The 18,425-nt window shown below is 35.4% G+C and carries 17 protein-coding genes and 1 tRNA gene; 16 read left to right on the top strand and 2 right to left on the bottom strand.

The features are described 5' to 3' along the window. The first annotated feature begins 10 nt into the window (after positions 1–10). The 6 genes from dnaJ (at position 11) to FC86_RS05650 (ending at position 6,797) form a co-directional block, all read left to right on the top strand. Positions 11–1,159, top strand: a complete 1,149-nt coding sequence (gene dnaJ, locus FC86_RS05675) for a molecular chaperone DnaJ (protein ID WP_056975099.1) — start codon at positions 11–13, stop codon at positions 1,157–1,159. A gap of 95 nt (positions 1,160–1,254) precedes the next feature. Continuing rightward, positions 1,255–3,084: a translation elongation factor 4 gene (lepA, locus tag FC86_RS05670; protein ID WP_056975098.1), complete on the top strand. Its 1,830-nt coding sequence runs from the start codon at positions 1,255–1,257 to the stop codon at positions 3,082–3,084. Positions 3,085–3,187: 103 nt separating this feature from the next. After that, on the top strand, positions 3,188–3,862 hold the full coding sequence (locus FC86_RS05665; RefSeq protein ID WP_056975097.1) for a class A sortase: 675 nt from the start codon (positions 3,188–3,190) through the stop codon (positions 3,860–3,862). Between the two features lie 20 nt (positions 3,863–3,882). After that, positions 3,883–6,147, top strand: a complete 2,265-nt coding sequence (recJ, locus tag FC86_RS05660; protein ID WP_056975096.1) for a single-stranded-DNA-specific exonuclease RecJ — start codon at positions 3,883–3,885, stop codon at positions 6,145–6,147. A 20-nt stretch (positions 6,148–6,167) separates the two neighbouring features. Further along, positions 6,168–6,686, top strand: a complete 519-nt coding sequence (locus FC86_RS05655; protein WP_156403353.1) for an adenine phosphoribosyltransferase — start codon at positions 6,168–6,170, stop codon at positions 6,684–6,686. Positions 6,687–6,709: 23 nt separating this feature from the next. Then, positions 6,710–6,797 (top strand) — tRNA-Ser (locus FC86_RS05650). Between the two features lie 34 nt (positions 6,798–6,831). Here FC86_RS05650 and FC86_RS05645 read toward each other — a convergent pair. After that, positions 6,832–7,149 (bottom strand): DUF960 family protein, encoded by a 318-nt coding sequence (locus FC86_RS05645; RefSeq protein WP_056975095.1) that lies wholly within the window; start codon positions 7,147–7,149, stop codon positions 6,832–6,834. Continuing rightward, the gene (locus FC86_RS05640) at positions 7,149–7,652 is read right to left on the bottom strand and encodes a YbaK/EbsC family protein (protein ID WP_056975094.1); all 504 of its coding nucleotides are present in this window, start codon (positions 7,650–7,652) and stop codon (positions 7,149–7,151) included. Before FC86_RS05640 ends, FC86_RS05645 begins: the two co-directional genes overlap by 1 nt. A gap of 124 nt (positions 7,653–7,776) precedes the next feature. Here FC86_RS05640 and prmA point away from each other — a divergent pair, with 124 nt between their 5' ends. The 10 genes from prmA (at position 7,777) to FC86_RS05590 (ending at position 18,314) form a co-directional block, all read left to right on the top strand. Continuing rightward, entirely contained in the window at positions 7,777–8,724 is a 948-nt protein-coding gene (gene prmA, locus FC86_RS05635) for a 50S ribosomal protein L11 methyltransferase (RefSeq protein WP_056975093.1), read from the top strand. A gap of 2 nt (positions 8,725–8,726) precedes the next feature. Then, positions 8,727–9,473 carry an RsmE family RNA methyltransferase gene (locus tag FC86_RS05630; RefSeq protein ID WP_056975092.1) on the top strand — a complete coding sequence of 249 codons (747 nt, stop codon included), beginning with the start codon at positions 8,727–8,729 and terminating at the stop codon, positions 9,471–9,473. Between the two features lie 77 nt (positions 9,474–9,550). Next, entirely contained in the window at positions 9,551–11,794 is a 2,244-nt protein-coding gene (locus FC86_RS05625) for a RelA/SpoT family protein (RefSeq protein ID WP_056975091.1), read from the top strand. Further along, on the top strand, positions 11,794–12,231 hold the full coding sequence (dtd, locus tag FC86_RS05620; protein WP_056975090.1) for a D-aminoacyl-tRNA deacylase: 438 nt from the start codon (positions 11,794–11,796) through the stop codon (positions 12,229–12,231). The genes FC86_RS05625 and dtd overlap by 1 nt, the downstream gene beginning before the upstream one ends. Before the next feature lie 82 nt (positions 12,232–12,313). Continuing rightward, a complete protein-coding gene (hisS, locus tag FC86_RS05615) occupies positions 12,314–13,600 on the top strand; it encodes a histidine--tRNA ligase (protein WP_056975089.1) in 1,287 nt (428 codons plus the stop codon). Positions 13,601–13,612: 12 nt separating this feature from the next. Next, positions 13,613–15,373, top strand: coding sequence for an aspartate--tRNA ligase (gene aspS / locus FC86_RS05610; protein ID WP_056975088.1), 1,761 nt, complete (start codon positions 13,613–13,615; stop codon positions 15,371–15,373). A 126-nt stretch (positions 15,374–15,499) separates the two neighbouring features. Continuing rightward, positions 15,500–15,922, top strand: coding sequence for a peptide-methionine (R)-S-oxide reductase MsrB (gene msrB / locus FC86_RS05605; RefSeq protein WP_056975087.1), 423 nt, complete (start codon positions 15,500–15,502; stop codon positions 15,920–15,922). Between the two features lie 21 nt (positions 15,923–15,943). After that, positions 15,944–16,462: a peptide-methionine (S)-S-oxide reductase MsrA gene (gene msrA / locus FC86_RS05600; RefSeq protein WP_056975086.1), complete on the top strand. Its 519-nt coding sequence runs from the start codon at positions 15,944–15,946 to the stop codon at positions 16,460–16,462. A gap of 72 nt (positions 16,463–16,534) precedes the next feature. Beyond that, a complete protein-coding gene (locus tag FC86_RS05595) occupies positions 16,535–17,401 on the top strand; it encodes a YitT family protein (protein WP_056975085.1) in 867 nt (288 codons plus the stop codon). Further along, on the top strand, positions 17,394–18,314 hold the full coding sequence (locus FC86_RS05590; RefSeq protein WP_269082366.1) for a deoxyribonuclease IV: 921 nt from the start codon (positions 17,394–17,396) through the stop codon (positions 18,312–18,314). Before FC86_RS05595 ends, FC86_RS05590 begins: the two co-directional genes overlap by 8 nt. Positions 18,315–18,425 lie beyond the last annotated feature (111 nt).

Below are 18,425 nucleotides of genomic sequence, written 5' to 3'. Positions count from 1 at the left end.
GAGGAATTTTATGGCACAACAACGAGATTACTATGAAGTCCTGGGTCTTTCTAAAAATGCATCGGAAGCCGAAATAAAAAAAGCTTATCGTAAACTATCTAAAAAATACCACCCGGATTTAAATGATTCTGCAGATGCTGAAGAAAAGTTTAAAGAGGCAAGTGAAGCTTATGAAGTCTTGAGTGATTCACAAAAACGTGCGGCATATGATAATTATGGTCATGCTGGTGTTAATGGTGGCGCTCAAGGTGGTGGTGCCGGTGGCTTTGGCGGACAAGGTGCTCAAGGATTCGGTGGTTTTGAAGATATTTTCAGTCAATTCTTTGGTGGTGGCGCTGGTGGCGGCGGCCGTGCCCAAGATCCAACTGCACCTCGAAAAGGACATGACTTAGATTACACAATGACGCTTGAATTTGAAGAAGCTATTTTTGGTAAAAAAACGAGCGTAACATACGATCGTGATGAAACATGTAAGACATGTGATGGTAATGGTGCAAAACCAGGTACTTCAACCAAAACTTGTCAAAAATGCCATGGTTCAGGGCATATGACAGTAGACCGCCAAACAATGCTCGGTATGGTTCGCCAACAAGTTGCTTGTGATGAATGTCACGGTCACGGTATGATTATTGAAACACCTTGTGACACTTGTCATGGTAATGGGACAACTAAACAAAGACATACTGTTGAAGTTAATATCCCAGCTGGTGTTGACCAAGGCCAACAAATTCATTTGACTGGTCAAGGTGAAGCAGGTGCCAATGGTGGCCCTTATGGTGATTTGTATATTGTTTTACGCGTTCGTCCAAGCAAAACCTTTGAACGATCTGGTACAACAATTTATTACACAGTACCAATTAGCTTTGCTCAAGCGGCATTAGGTGATGAAATTGATGTGGATACTGTTCATGGAAAAGTCAAATTACGTATCCCAGCTGGAACACAAACAGGGACAACCTTTAGATTAAATGGTAAAGGCGTACCTCAGTTAAACGGACACGGGACAGGTAATCAAGAAACAACTGTTAAAATTATGACACCTAAGAAGTTAAACGAAGATCAAAAGAGAGCCCTAGTAGACTTTGTTAAAGCTGGTGGTGAAGACATTCAGCCGCAAGATAAGAACTTTTTTGAAAAAGTAAAAGATAAATTTATGTAGATCCAATAAAAGAGAAGATATTAATCTTCTCTTTTTGTTTGTGACCGTTTCAGATACTTGCTATAATAAAGAACAGAAGTAATAGAGGAGAATACATGAATTTAGAAGAATTAAAAGATTATCAATCAAGAATAAGAAATTTTTCTATTGTTGCCCATATTGATCATGGGAAATCAACAATAGCCGACCGTATCTTAGAGTTAACAGATACAGTGTCAAAGCGTGAAATGCACGCTCAAATTCTAGATAGTATGGAATTAGAACGTGAACGTGGTATTACAATTAAATTAAACTCTGTCGAGTTAAAGTACCATGCTAAAGATGGTAAAGACTATATTTTCCATTTAATAGACACTCCCGGGCACGTGGACTTTTCTTATGAGGTTTCGCGTTCGCTTGCAGCTTGTGAAGGTGCTGTATTAGTTGTAGATGCTGCTCAAGGTGTTGAAGCACAGACACTAGCTAATGTTTATCTAGCTTTAGATAATGACCTTGAAATTGTACCTGTCATTAACAAAATTGATTTACCTGCGGCAGATCCTGACCGTGTTAAAGATGAAATCGAAGACACAATTGGTTTAGATGCACAAGATGCTGTACTTGCTTCAGCAAAAAGCGGATTAGGAATTGAAGAACTATTGGAGCGTATTGTAACTGATATTCCAGCGCCTCAAGGTGATTTTGAAGCGCCACTTAAAGCTATGATTTTCGACTCAGTATATGACTCATACCGTGGTGTTGTGCTGTCTGTACGTATAGATGACGGTATTGTTAAACCGGGTGACATGATTGAAGTTATGAGTAACGGTAAAAAGTATGAAGTGACTGAAGTCGGTGTATTATCACCTAAGGCTGTTAGTCGTGATCGATTAGTTGCAGGTGATGTTGGATATTTAACGGCTAATATCAAAACGGTTCGTGATACACATGTCGGGGATACTCTAACACTAGCTAATAATCCAACAACCAAACCAACCCCTGGGTATCGTCCTGCCAAACCAATGGTTTATTCAGGAATGTATCCTGTTGAAAACGCAAAATACGATGATTTAAGAGAAGCGCTAGAGCGCTTGCAATTAAACGATGCAGCGCTTGAGTTTGAACCCGAAACTTCACAAGCTTTAGGATTTGGTTTTAGATGTGGATTTTTGGGTCTTCTTCATATGGATGTTATTCAAGAAAGGCTAGAGCGTGAATTCGATCTTGAGCTAATTATGACTGCACCGTCTGTGGATTATCACACGACACTTCAAAACGGCGATGAAAAGACAGTTGCTAACCCAGCTGATATGCCTGATCCAAGTGACATCCGTGAAATTCAAGAACCTTATGTTAAAGCTGAAATTATGGTTCCTAATGATTATGTAGGCCCTGTAATGGAACTGTCTCAAAGAAAACGTGGTAATTTTGTAACAATGGATTACCTAGACGCTAATCGTGTGAATGTTATTTACGAAATTCCATTATCAGAAATTGTATTTGATTTCTTTGATGAGTTAAAATCTAATACACGTGGATATGCCTCACTTGATTATGAGTTATGTGGTTATCGTCCAAGTGATTTAGTTAAAATTGATATTCTATTGGCGGGTGAAGTCGTTGATGCTTTAAGCTTCATTGTTCATCGTGACTTTGCCCAAGCTCGTGGTCGTGCGATTACAGAAAAGCTAAAATCTGTTATTCCACGTCAACAATTTGAAGTACCAGTTCAGGCTTCAATTGGAAATAAAGTTATTGCACGTTCAACCATTAAAGCTTACCGCAAAGATGTTACTGCAAAGTTGTATGGTGGGGACGTTACCCGTCGTATGAAATTGCTTGAAAAACAAAAAGCAGGTAAAAAACGTATGAAGGCTGTTGGAAAACTTGATGTGCCACAAGAAGCCTTTATGAGTGTGCTAAAAATGGGTGACGATGAAAAATAAAAACTTAAATCCTCTTTAGATTGTCTAAAGAGGATTTTTTGATTGAAACAACTAATGATATAATAGCCAAGTTAAAACAACACTATAACAATTGGAGTTATATATGAAGAAGATAAAACAGATTTTACTGTATTTAGCTGCAGTGATATTATTGACTATCGGACTAACATTAATATTTAATGAACCTATTCAAAATATGATTGTTTCTCATAACACAGAAACTGTACGAACAGCCATAACAAGAGACCAAATTCAAAAAAATATGGAAACTAAAAATGATGATTATGACTTTTCTAAAGTTAAAAGTTTAGATATTAATCAAGTGGGTCAAGCATTGACTCACAATCAAACACAGGTTATTGGATTGATAGCTATTCCAAGTGTCAGCTTAAACTTGCCCATTTCAAAAGGCTTAAGTGATGCTGCTTTATCAGCTGGCGGAGGGACAATGCGTGAAAATCAAAAAATGGGCGTGGGTAACTATCCACTAGCTGGCCACTATATGACGAGTAAAGGTTTACTTTTTTCACCATTAGAGTCAGTTGAAATAGGTGAATTGATATATTTAACGGATTTAGACAAAATATATATCTATAAAATTTATCAAAAAGAAGTTGTAGATCCTTACGCAGTATGGCTTGCTGATAATACCAGTAATTCCATCGTAACGTTAATAACTTGTGCAGATGGTGGTGTTAATCGTTGGGCTATTCGTGGTGAACTAATCGAAACAAAAAATGCAACTAATCCAGAACTTGCTGTATTTAATTTAAAATAATCAAAAGGGGTTAAACTAATTTGAATTTTAAGCAAAAAAAACCAATAAACGTAATTTCTACTGAGGTTAAGTCAGAGTTGGAGCTATCAGATATGGCTGTGACAATTCTTGAAAATAGAGGAATCGTTTCAAAAGAAGCAATAGCTGACTGGCTGAATCCCTCGGAGGATTCAATCTATAGCCCTTTTTTATTTTCAGATATGCAAAAAGCAGTAGACCGTATTCATCAAGCAATAGATTCACAAGAATTAATTACAGTTTATGGTGACTATGATGCAGATGGTATCACTAGTACAACCATTTTAGTAGAAACGCTTGAGGTTATGGGGGCTAATGTTAATTATCATATTCCCAATCGATTTACTGAAGGCTATGGTCCTAATCAAGCTAGTTATCAAAATTTAATTGATCAAGGCACACAACTTTTTATCACTGTTGATAATGGTGTCAGTGGAAAAGAGACTGTTGAATTTTTAAACGACCAAAATATTGATATTATTATTACCGATCATCACAACTTACCTCAAGAGTTACCCAATGCTTTAGCTATTATTCATCCAAGACTAAATGAGCAATCTTATCCTTTTGATGATCTAGCAGGTGTGGGTGTTAGTTTCAAATTGTGTTGTGCATTACTGGATGAAACAGCTTATGAGCTTCTTGATTTGGTTGCTGTCGGAACAATAGCTGATATGGTATCTGTAACTGGTGAAAATCATGCTCTACTTAAATTTGGTATTGATGCTTTAAAAAACACTCAAAGATTAGGATTAAGGCAATTGCTATCTGAAGCTGGCGCTAATCTAGCTGATTTAGATGAAACTAGTATTGGATTTGTGATTTCCCCCAGATTAAATTCGTTAGGACGACTAGCTAATGCAGATAAAGCTGTTGAATTGTTATTGAGTGATAATCCTAAAATTTGTGAATCATTGGCTAAAGAAATTGAAAAAGTGAATGTTGACCGCAAAGAACTAGTTGTCAATACAACTAAAGAAGCACTTACTTTAGCTAAAAGTTCTCAGTATCAAAATCAAAAGACATTGATTATTTATCAAGAACATTGGCATGAAGGAATCTTAGGTATTGTTGCTAATAAAATTGTTGAAGAAACACAAAAACCAGCTATTTTATTGACTAAATCCCAAAACGGCGTGTTAAAAGGATCGGGACGTAGTGTTCAAGGATTTGATTTATTTGCTGCTTTAACACCAATTAAATCTGAATTAGTATCATTTGGTGGTCATAACATGGCTTGTGGATTATCAGTTAAAGAAACTTACCTGACTAATTTAATTCAAAAATTTGAAGAAAGCTTTTCACTAAAAAGTGAAGATAACGAACAGTTATTTGATTGTTGTCTAACACCTGATGAATTAACTTTAGACAAATTGGAAGAAATTTCTGTTTTTGGACCTTTCGGAACCGATTTTGAAACTCCATTATTCAAAATTGATTTACCAAATATTTCTTTTGCAAGAAAAATTGGTCAAACACAAGATCACCTAAAGTTTACAATGATTAACTCTAAGGGGATGCAAGTTGCTGGAATTGGGTTCAATTATCCTCACGTTGATCTCAATCTTTTTAAAGAAAAAGGGATTTTATATGGTGAATTATCCAAAAATGAATGGCAAGGAAAAGTAACGCCTCAATTGATGCTTAAATATCTTGATTTTGAAAAAGAACGGATTATTGATTGTCGTCATTATCAGTTTCAGCAGATAATGACTGTTCAAGGTGTTTATGGTTTCTTTAATGAGTCTAAACGACAGGTATTTAAAGAAAAACTGCAGTTAAATGATAGCCAAACCCAACTTTTACGTCCAAATAAAGGGTTACCACAAACTCTAATTGTGATGGACCAACCATTAAATAATCAGCAATTAGAGGCTATTTTTTCGCAGTCTACCGTTGAACAAGTTTATTTTTATAGTCAAATTAAAAACCTGAATTTAGCCCAAATTCCAAACCAAAATGTATTTCGTGAAGTATTAAAATACTTTTATCAACATAACAATTTAAAAACGACAGACTTAACTCAGGTTGCGTCATTCTTTAATTTATCAATTTACGAATTAAATTTGATTTTAAGGGTGTTTTTAGAACTAAATTTTGTTAAAATAGATAGGGTTCTAATTAAACCAGTTGAAAATGTTCAGTCAAAAGAACTAACATCTTCAAGATTATTACAACAGACACAAAAACAATTACAATTTGTTAATCAAATAAATGCGATGTCGTCATTAGATTTGAAGCGTCATATTTTACAATACTTAGATTAGCAAAGATAGGAGTCTTAAACTTGACAATGAATTTTAAAGATTACGTAGCAGATGTTCCTAACTTTCCAAGCGAAGGTGTGACTTTTCGTGATATTTCACCTTTAATGGCCGATGGTAAAGCTTACCATGCTGCAACAATGGAAATTGTTAAATATGCTAAAGACCTTGGGGTTGATATGGTATGTTGCCCTGAGGCTCGTGGATTTTTAGTAGGTTGTCCTGTAGCAGATGAGTTAGGTGTTGGTTTTGCACCTGCTCGTAAAGCAGGAAAATTACCTCGTGAGACAGTTTCTGTTTCTTATGACTTGGAGTATGGTCAAGACACACTTTATATGCACAAAGATGCAATTAAGCCTGGTCAAAAAGTCCTGGTTGCTGATGATTTAATGGCAACAGGTGGTACGGTTCGTGCCACTATTGACTTAGTTGAAAAACTAGGTGGAATTGTTGTTGGAACAGCTTTCTTAATCGAATTAAAAGACCTAAATGGTCGTGACAAGATTAAAGATTACGACATGTTTACATTAATGGACTATTAATATCAAGGATTATCCTTGATTATGGAGCGTTGGCAGAGTGGTAATGCACCGGACTCGAAATCCGGCGAACCGGTTAATACCGGCGCGCAGGTTCAAATCCTGTACGCTCCTTAACGAAAAAACCCCTTAAAGCTATAAACTAGCTTTAAGGGGTTTTTAGTTCGTTTTCAAATAATAATGTTTGGTGATTATCGGCATCATAAGCGAGTACTGTAAGAGGCTGATTAATTAAAAAGGGCTTTTTTAAATCAAAATCAACTTCTAAATCTGTACCCGGTTGTACAAATTTTAGCTTTTGTGTTTGGTTATTTAAAAATAATGTAAAGGTTAATAAGTTTTCTAGAGGAACTAGACCGGATAATTGATTGTCAATTGTTTCCCAGATTAAATGAATCAATTCTTCTGGTAATGTTTCCATGACTTCAATTGAGGCGTAGCGTTCTTGTAAAGGGTTAAAAGTCATTATTTCTCCTCTGCAATGTCACCAAATTTACCAGCAGTAATATTAACTAAATCTGAAACTTTAATTTGAACACTGCGACCAACTTTTCCAGCGGAAACAATAATTTCATCTTCTGAATTGGCTTGTTGATCATAGAAGATAGGAACTTTTAGTTTGTCATAAATACCGATTGGCGTGTTTGCTCCGTGAACATAGCCTGTTGTTTTTTCTAAATCTTTTAACGGTAGCAAGTGAACTTTTTTATCGCCAGAAAGTTGGCATAACTTTTTGTAGCTGAGATGTTTATCCAATGGAACAACACCAACTAAAATCGCATTTTCAGTACCCTTGAGGACAAGTGTTTTATAAATAGTTGTAGTATGTTGCGGGAAGTTGGCAGTATCTAAAGAGTCAACATCCCCATCTTTAACTGTAGGGGCAATTATCGATTGATAAGCAATTTTTTGCTGATCTAACATTTTTTCAACTAATGTTTTTGATATCTTAGTTTTTTTCTTAGACATTTAAAGACTCCTTTTTATTTGTAATAAGTATAATCTTAGCAATGTGATTTTTAAGTGTCAAAAGAAATCCACGTAAAAATAAGTTATAATGTAACCATAATTTTAATTGAAGCGAGGGAATATTTTGAATTTAATCGAATTATCAATTCAAACAGCGACAGATTCTGTTGAAGCGTTATCAGCTTTTTTAATGGCTAATGGGGCTTTAGGTATTCAAACCAGGGATCGTCAAGATTTTGAAAATAAAAATACGCCAGGGTACGGTGAACTAATCGTTACAGATGATATTAAAGATTTACCAGAGTCAGCAGAAGTTAGTGGTTACTTTGATGAAGCTGATTTTGATGAAACATTGCCCATTAAAACTAAAGAAAAGTTAACTGAACTAAAAGGATACCAATTAAACATAGGTTCAGGTGTAATTGCATTAAATCGTATTATTAATCAAGACTGGGAAAATAATTGGAAAGAGTACTATCATCCTGTTCGTCTGTCTCATTGGTTTACAGTTGTTCCTGAATGGGAAGACTATCAATTAGCTTCACAGTCTGAACAGATTATCCGTTTAGATCCAGGGATGTCCTTTGGGACAGGAACGCACATCACAACGCAGTTAGCTTTACAATACCTTGAAAAAACAATGGTTAAAGAAAATGCACGCGTGTTAGACCTTGGAACAGGTTCAGGAATTTTAGCGATTGCTGCACATAAAATGGGAGCTAAACAAGTCATTGGAACTGATATTGATGCGCATGCGTTGACTTTTGCTGAAGAAAACATCAAATTAAATCGGTTGGAAAGCCAAATCACTTTACAAGAAAGTGATTTGCTAGAACAAGTTTCAGGTGAATGTGACATTATTATTGCCAATATTTTAGCTGAAATTTTGATGGAACTGGTACCGAATTTAGCAGAGCATTTGGATGATAATGGTGTAGTTATTTTATCAGGCATTGATCAAGCTCAACGTGACAAGTTGGTTGCGAAGTTGACTGCTTATAATTTTGAAGTGGTTAGTGAGATGCATCAAAAAACATGGGTAAGTTTACTCGTGAAAAAACAAGAGGTGTAAGTATGCAACATTATTTTTTAGAGGAGCCTTTAGTTGTTGACCAAATAATATCACTACCTAAAGATATTGCACATCGTGTATCACGTGTTAGAAGAAGCAAAGTAGATGATGAACTTGAACTCGTTGATCAAAATCATCATGTTTTTCAAGCTAAAATCATTAGTTTAGAAAACAAAAGTGTCGAAGTTAAAATCTTTGCGGAACAAACTCGCCAAGTCGAGCTTCAACAAGATGTTACTTTATTAGTGGGGATGCCTAAAAAAGAAAAAGCAGAATGGATTATCCAAAAAGGAACAGAACTTGGAGCTAATACCTTTATTTTCTTTAACTCTAGGTATGCTGTAGCCAAATTAAAAGCCGATAGACTGGCCAAAAAGTTAGACCGGTTAAATACGATTGCTAAACAAGCTGCTGAACAATCAAGACGATCAATAGTCCCTGAAGTCAAAGTGCTAGATAAATTAAGTGATCTATCACTATCAGAGTTTGATCAGACTGTAGTAGCTTATGAAGAAGCAGCCAAACAATCCGAAAAGTCTAACTTAGTTAAAGTATTTGAACAAGTACAACCTTGTCAAAAATTGCTGGGTGTATTTGGTCCTGAAGGTGGATTGGCACAAGAAGAAGTGTCAAGTTTAGTGAATCAAGGTGCCGATGTTGCAGCATTAGGTCCACGTATTTTGAGAGTTGAAACAGCACCACTATACTTTCTAAGTACGTTATCTTATCAAACAGAGTTGAGACATTGATGATTAAATTGGTATTTTAAAATTAAGGTTGTTATAATTCAACTATAATAACTACAGAAAAGCTAGGGGTTGAGACTATGTCTAAACATAAAGATTTAACAGTCACAGAGGTATTTGATCTTTGCGCTGAATACATGAATCAAGAACACTTAGACTTTGTGAAAAAAGCCTATGAATTTGCAGCCTATCTACACAAAGACCAAAAACGTCAATCGGGACAACCATATATTATTCATCCTATTCAAGTAGCAGGAAGTTTAGCTGAATTAAGAATGGATCCAGAGACTATTGTCAGTGGGTTTTTGCATGATGTTGTTGAAGATACGGAAGTAACGCTTGGAGATGTCGAAGAACTCTTCGGTAAAGATGTTGCGACCATTGTTGATGGTGTAACAAAGCTTGGTAAAATTAAGTATATGTCACACGAAGAACAACTCGCAGAAAATCATCGAAAAATGTTAATCGCTATGGCTCAAGATTTGCGTGTTATCATGGTTAAACTAGCAGACCGTTTACACAATATGCGGACTTTAGGTCACTTAAGACCAGATAAGCAACGTCGGATTTCAACAGAAACAATTGAAATTTATGCACCATTAGCAGACCGTCTAGGAATTAGTAAAATTAAATGGGAATTAGAAGATATTTCACTTCATTATTTAAATCCACAACAATATTATCGTATAGTAAGTTTAATGAAGACCAAACGTAGTGAACGTGAAGGCTACATTGCTGATGCTATTAGTACAATGGAGACAACATTGGATGATTTGAATATAGAATACAATATTTATGGTCGTCCAAAACACATTTACTCTATCTACAAAAAGATGAAGGATAAGCATAAACAATTTGATGAACTTTACGATTTATCTGCTGTTCGTATTCTAGTTAAAAATGTGAGAGACTGTTATGCAGTTTTAGGTGCAGTCCATACAAAATGGAAACCTGTACCGCGACGTTTTAAGGACTATATTGCAGTTCCTAAGGCTAATGGCTATCAATCACTTCATACTACCATTATTGGGCCTGGTGGAAAGCCTCTTGAAATTCAAATCAGAACTGAAGAAATGCATGAAATTGCTGAATTTGGTATCGCAGCTCATTGGGCTTATAAAGAAGGAGTTAGTTCTCCCGTTCGAATTGATGAAGCTGGTGAAAAAATCGATATTTTTCGTGAAATTTTAGATTTACGAGAAGATTCAACTAACGCACGAGATTTCATGGAAAGCGTTAAAGGAGACTTGTTCTCTGATCGAGTTTATGTTTTCACACCGAAAGGTGATGTCTATGAATTGCCAAAAGGCTCTATCCCATTAGACTTTGCTTATTTGGTTCATACAGAAGTAGGGAACCATGCAGTCGGAGCACGTGTTAATGCTAAGATGGTACCACTTGATTATAAGATGAAAAATGGCGATATAATCGAAATCAATACATCATCAAATGCTAATCCAAGTCGCGATTGGACTAATATCGTTAAGACATCCCGAGCACGAAACAAAATCAGACGTTACTTTAAAAATCAGACTAAAGATGAAAATATTGAAAAAGGCCATAACGACATTGAAAACCAATTGATTGAAATGGGTTATTCACCAAAAGAATTTATGGATAAGGAACACATTCAAGAACTAGTTGACCGATTTAATTTTGGCTCCAAAGAAGAATTATTTAGCTCTGTTGGTTATGGTGAAATAACCCCTCTTGTTGCAGCTAATCGCTTAACCGAAAAAAGACGTCGTGAAAACGAAGCACAAAAACGCAAGGAACTAGAAGATTCAATCTTGTCTTCTGTTGATAATAAAGCACATAACCAAATCGATCGATCTAAACAGCATGAACCAACTAAGATGCAGATTCAGCATGAAAATGGTGTTATTATCCAAGGATTGAATAACTTATTAGTTAGACTAGCCAAATGCTGTAATCCGGTACCTGGGGATGCGATTGTCGGCTATGTGACAAAGGGACGAGGTGTCACAATTCACCGTGCTGATTGCTCAAATATCAGTGAGTCAGACCGTATTGAAGGTCGTGTAATGGATGTTGAATGGATGGATGTTTCTTCAAAAGATCAAACATACTTTGCAAATCTAAGTATCTATGGCTTTAACCGTAGTGGTTTGCTAAATGACATTCTTCAAAAGCTCAATGCAGTTTCTAAGAAGCTATCTAATATTAGCGGTCGCGTTGATCATAATGATATGGCACACGTTCGCTTAACCGTCTCTGTTAAAAACTCACAACACCTTAATGAAATTTTGATACAAATAAAAAATATTCCAGATGTTTATGAAGCAAAGAGAGCAGATCAATAATGAAAATTGTTATTCAACGTGTACAAGAAGCTAGTGTGACAATTGATAATCAATTGTACTCACAAATTAAAAAAGGGTTACTGTTACTAGTCGGTGTTCATCAAGATGACACGCCGGATATGCTGCAAAAAGCAGCACAAAAAATTGCTAAAATGAGAATCTTTAGTGATGATAATCAAAAAATGAATTTGAGCATTAAAGATGTAGCAGGTGAAATTTTATCAGTGAGTCAATTCACTTTACTTGCCAATACCAAGAAGGGCAATCGTCCTCATTTTCAAGAAGCCATGGCACCTAAACAAGCTGAAGAATTTTATAATCAGTTCAATGACTTATTAAGAGAAGAAAGCTTAACAGTTAAAGAAGGACAATTTGGAGCAGATATGGCAGTTGCATCAGTTAATGATGGACCTGTCACAATTGTTTATGAGCTGTAGTCTAAATTGACATAGAGCATCTTTTTCTAGTATTCTATACTAATGAATAAGACAAAAAACTGGATAGAGAAGGGTCTTGTGTATGAAGTTACAAAAACCTAAGGGAACAGTTGACATATTACCGGGTGAATCTAATCGTTGGCAGTATGTTGAAACTGAAGTTAGAAATTTTATGGATCTGTATGATTTCAATGAAATCAGAACGCCTATTTTTGAACAATATGAGTTATTTGCTCGTTCTAGTGGTGAATCTTCAGATGTTGTATCAAAAGAAATGTATGATTTCTTCGATAAAGGAAATCGTCATATTGCATTGAGACCAGAAGGGACAGCTGGAACCGTTCGCTCATACGTTGAAAATAAACTGTATGCACCTGAACACGAAAAACCAGTGAAACTATTCTACATAGGTCCAATGTTTCGTTATGAACGTCCGCAAGCTGGACGTCAAAGACAGTTTCATCAAATTGGTGTGGAAGCATTTGGTGCAACGCATCCAATGCAAGATGTCGAAATCATCTTATTAGCCCATGATTTACTACAAAAATTAAATGTTCAAAACTTTGAATTACATCTTAACTCACTAGGGAACGCAGAAGTTAGAAAAAATTATCACGAAGCACTAGTTAATTATTTTGAGCCTTTTAAAGATGAATTATCAGATGATTCTAAACAACGTTTACAAGTGAATCCACTTAGGATTTTAGATTCAAAAGATAAACGTGATCAAGAACTGGTGGCAGATGCACCTAAGTTACGTGATTATTTAGATGATGAAACTAACCAACATTTCGGCTTTGTTTTAAGTATGCTTGATGAGTTAGGTATTAATTATCAAATCGATGATAACTTGGTTCGTGGTTTAGATTACTACACAGGAACAATCTTTGAATTTATGATTGAAGATAAAAACTTGTGGCAAAGCAAAAGCACTGTGCTAGCGGGTGGTCGCTACGATAAATTAGTCGAAGAATTTTCAGGCCCTGAAACACCAGCCATTGGTTTTGGTATTGGATTTGAGAGACTGATGCTAGTTTTACAACAACAAAACCCTGAAATGTTTGCAACAGAAGGTCCAGAGATTTATATTGCTAATGTTGGTGATAATTCTGTGGCAACTGTTTTGAAACTAGCGCGTTCTTTGAGAAATCAAAGAATTAAAGTTGTTTTTGATGTTTCACAACGTAAACTTAAGAACCAATTTAAATCAGCTGATCGTCATCAAGCTAAGTATATTTTGACTATTGGAGATCAAGAAGTCGAAAAACAAGCTGCAACACTTAAAAATCTTGAAGATGGTTCACAAACTGTTGTAGATTTTAAGTCTTTAAACAAAAATGCACTACAATTATTAAAAGAAATTAACTAGGGGATAGTGAAAATGGAAAAACGTACAGCTTATAATGGTCAAGTGACCGAAGAATTAGTAGAAAAACATGTGACACTTCACGGATGGGTTCAAAAACGTCGTAGTTTAGGAAGCTTAATCTTTGTTGACTTAAGAGACCGTTCTGGATTTGTTCAACTTGTTTTCAATACAGCTTTTAGTGCAGATGCACTAGCCGTTGCTGAAACATTGCGTGCTGAAGACGTTATTTCAGTTCATGGTAAAGTCGTTAAACGTTCAGAAGCAACACAAAATCTAAACAATCCAACGGGTAAAATTGAAGTTGAAGTAGATGGTATTGAATTGCTTAATAAAGCAAAAACACCACCATTCGACATCAGTGATGACGTGCAAGCTTCAGAAGAAACTAAGTTAAAATATCGTTACTTAGATTTGCGTCGTCCTGAAATGCAACGCGGCATTATGATGCGTTCAAAAATGATGCACTCAATTCACGCCTTCTTTGACGAACAAGGATTTATTGATATCGAAACACCTTATTTAGGTAAATCAACACCAGAAGGTGCTCGCGACTACTTAGTTCCTTCACGTGTTTATCCAGGTAGTTTTTACGCTTTACCTCAATCTCCTCAATTATTTAAACAACTATTGATGAGTGCTGGATTTGACCGTTACTACCAAATCTCACGCTGTTTCCGTGATGAAGATTTACGTGGAGACCGACAACCTGAGTTTACTCAAATCGATATGGAAACAACTTTCTTAGATGAAGAACAGATCCAAGATATCACTGAAGGTTTAATCAAAAAGGTAATGAAAGACGTAAAAGGTCTTGATGTCAAAACACCATTCCAAAGAATGTCATGGCATGATGCAATGGCAAACTATGGTTCTGACAAACCTGATACACGTTTTGATATGAAACTTCAAGATTTATCAGACCTATTCAAAGATAGTGACTTTAAAGTGTTTTCTGGAGCAGTAGCTAGTGGTGGACAAGTTAAAGCTATCGTTATCAAAAATGGTGCAAATGAATACTCACGTAAACAAATTGATCAAAAACAAGAATACATTAAACGTTTTGGTGCAAAAGGATTAGCTTGGATGAAATTTGTTGATGGCGAATTTAATGGTCCTGTTGCTAAATTTGTAACTGATCAACATAATGAATTGAAAGACAAATTGAACCTTGTAGGAGATGAATTGGTATTATTTGTTGCTGATCGTGCTAAAGTTGTTGCAGACACATTAGGTTACTTACGTGTTGAAATTGCTAAAGAACAAAACTTAATTAATAAAGAAGAGTTTAATTTCTTATGGATCGTTGACTGGCCGTTATTTGAATACGACGAAGGCGATGAAAAATGGGCAGCAGCTCATCATCCTTTCACGATGCCTGACGATGAAGGCGTTAAATTATTAGATACTGAACCTCATAAAGCACATGCTCGTAGTTACGATATTGTATTGAATGGTTATGAACTAGGTGGAGGATCAATCCGTATTCATGATCGCGAAATCCAAGAAAAAATGTTTAAAGTTCTAGGATTTACAGAAGAAAGTGCTAAAGAACAGTTTGGATTCTTACTAGATGCACTTGATTTTGGTTTTCCACCACATGGTGGATTAGCAATCGGATTAGACCGTTTTGCAATGTTACTTGCTGGTCGCGATAACATTCGTGATGTTATTGCTTTCCCTAAAAACTCAAAAGCAAGTGAACCAATGATGAATGCTCCTGCAGAAGTTTCTGATGCACAACTAGCAGAGTTAGGTATCGAAACAAGAGATTAATTAATAAAAAAACGATAAATATTAAATTATTTGTCGTTTTTTATTTTGTTAAAAGGTTGTAAACAATTATTTTTTTGATATACTAACCTTAAACTTACTAAAAAGAAGTTCGAGAGGAGAATTATAATGTCTAAAGATTTAAGAGAACAATTAACTAAAGAACAATACGAAGTGACACAAAACGCTGCAACAGAAGCACCGTTTACGGGTGAATATGATGATTTTTGGCAAGATGGTATTTTTGTGGATGTTGTAAGTGGTGAGCCATTATTTTCTTCAACAGATAAATACGATGCTGGTTGTGGCTGGCCATCATTCACAAAACCAATCGACAAAGTGGTTGAAAAAAGAGACTCTTCTCATGGTATGGAGAGAATCGAAGTCAAAAGTAAAGACGCTGATTCACACTTGGGACATGTATTTAATGATGGACCACTTGAAAAAGGTGGCATGAGATACTGTATTAATTCAGCTGCATTACGTTTCATTCCGGTAAATCAACTTGAAGAAAAAGGGTATGGCAAATACTTAATTTTATTTAACAAATAAGACTTAGGAGGTTAGTTGGATATGAAAAAAGAGTATGCAATTTTTGCAGGTGGTTGTTTTTGGTGTATGGTCAAACCTTTTGATGAACAACCAGGAATTATTAGAGTAACTTCTGGTTATACGGGCGGCCATGTTGAAAGTCCAACATACGAACAAGTTTGTGCGGGTACGACAGGTCACACCGAAGCAGTCAAGATAGAGTATGATGCTGACGTTATTTCTTATTCAGAACTTGTTGAAATTTACTGGCGTCAAACAGACCCAACTGATGCGATGGGTCAATTCCAAGACCGTGGTGATTCGTACCGTCCAGTTATCTTTTACCATAAGGATAGTCAACAAGTAATAGCTCAAAAATCTAGAGATGAGCTTAAAAAAAGCGGGCGTTTTGAAAATCCAATTGTTACAAAAATCGAAAAAGAAGCGCCATTTTATGAGGCAGAAGACTATCATCAAGACTTTTATAAAAAAGATCCAGTAAGATTTGAAATGGAAGAACTAGGTGGTCGCGAACAGTTCAAGAAAGAAGTATGGAAATAGTAGATAATTCCTTTAAAAAATTAGTTTTTTTGTTAAACTTAGGATAAGTTTAAATAAAAGGAAGTAAAAACTATGGATCAACTGTCGCAAATAAGACGACAGCACACAAATTTTTCCAAAATTAGTGCGGCTGTTATTTATGCATTATGTGTATCGATTGCATTAAACTTTTTTTGGGAACCAGGTCATATTTACGCAAGTGGTGTGACAGGGTTTGCACAAATTATTCAAAGTTTATCACACAACATATTACCAACGAATATAATGTATTTTGCTTTGAATATTCCGTTAGTTATTATGGGATGGCTGAAAATCGGTCATAAGTTTACTTTGTATACAGTCTTGGCTGTTGCTTTTTCATCAATTATGATGAAAGTTATGCCACCAATTAGTACACAGTTTGATCCAATTATCTGTGCATTATTTGGGGGAGTGGTCAACGGTGCTGGAACTGGATTTGCTTTAAAGAGTGGTATTTCAACTGGTGGATTAGATATTATTGGCATCATCATTCGTAAAAAAACGGGTCATAGTTTTGGAACTATCAACATCTTTTTTAACCTAATCATTGTGTCTGTAGCTGGATTTATTTTTGGATGGGCATTTGCTTTTTATACAGCCATAGGAATTTTTGTTAATGGCCGTGTTATTGATATGATTTATACGCAAAATCAAAAAATGCAAGTAATGATTATAACTGAGCATCCTAGAGATCTTATTGATGATATCCAAGACAAAATGCGTCGCGGAATTACGATAATTCATGATGTTGAAGGAGCTTTTGGCCATACAGAAAAAACTATCTTATTTACAATAATATCAAGATATGAAATGCATGAACTTGTTCATGTTATTCAAAATAAAGATCCGTATGCATTTGTCAGCATTACAAAAGCTGAAAAAGTTATCGGTAGATTTAAGGAGCCTAAAGTTGAATAAAGAATCATTAATTATTGGTAGCCACGTTAAACTATCAGGTAAGAAAATGTTGCTACTATCTACAGAAGAAACTATTGCTAATCAAGCAAATACCATGATGGTATTTACAGGAGCTCCACAAAATACGAGAAGGCGTCCGTTAGCTGATTTTAATATTGAAGAAGCAACACCTATTATCGAAGAAAATCACATTAATCCCATCGTAGTACATGCCCCGTATATTATCAATTTAGGGAACGTGAAAAAGCCTGAAAACTTTACGTTTGCGGTTAATTTCTTAGCTGATGAAATGAAGCGTGCTGAAGCTATTGGAGCTAAATATATTAGTTTTCATCCAGGATCGCACGTTGGATCTGGTGAAGCAGCAGCTATTGCTCAAATCATCAAGGGATTAGATGAGGCAATTGAAAAAAGTGAGACAAAGACTGTCAGCATTGCACTTGAAACAATGGCCGGAAAAGGGACCGAAATTGGTAAAACCTTTGAAGAAATTGCTCAAATTATTGAAGGGTCTAATTACTCTAATCGATTATCAGTCACATTTGATACCTGTCATGTTTATGATGCAGGATATGATATCAAAAATAATTTTGAAGGTGTAATGGCTGAATTTGATAAAATAATCGGAGTTAATCGAATTTCAGTGATTCATTTGAATGATTCTAAGTTTGGATTAGCCTCTCACAAAGATCGCCACGAGAATTTAGGCTTTGGAGAACTAGGATTCGAAACTCTCCAAAAAGTAGCCTACTATGACTCTTTTAAAACTTTACCTAAAATACTTGAAACACCATTTATTCCTGATGAATCAGATCCTAAAAAGAAATATTCACCTTATAAGTATGAAATTGATATGCTACGTCAAAAGACATTTGACAGTCAATTGAAACAAGTGATTTTAGCTGAAAAGTAATAATTAAGAATTAAATTAAAAAACATAGTGATATTTTGTTGACCTGGTTATCTTTGTTCGATATAATAATCTTGTAATTAGTTGACCTATAGGGTCATAGAAATGGAAGGA

The organism is Holzapfeliella floricola DSM 23037 = JCM 16512 (assembly GCF_001436605.1).
GTDB lineage: Bacteria > Bacillota > Bacilli > Lactobacillales > Lactobacillaceae > Holzapfeliella > Holzapfeliella floricola.
This window is presented reverse-complemented; position numbering and strand designations above follow the sequence as displayed.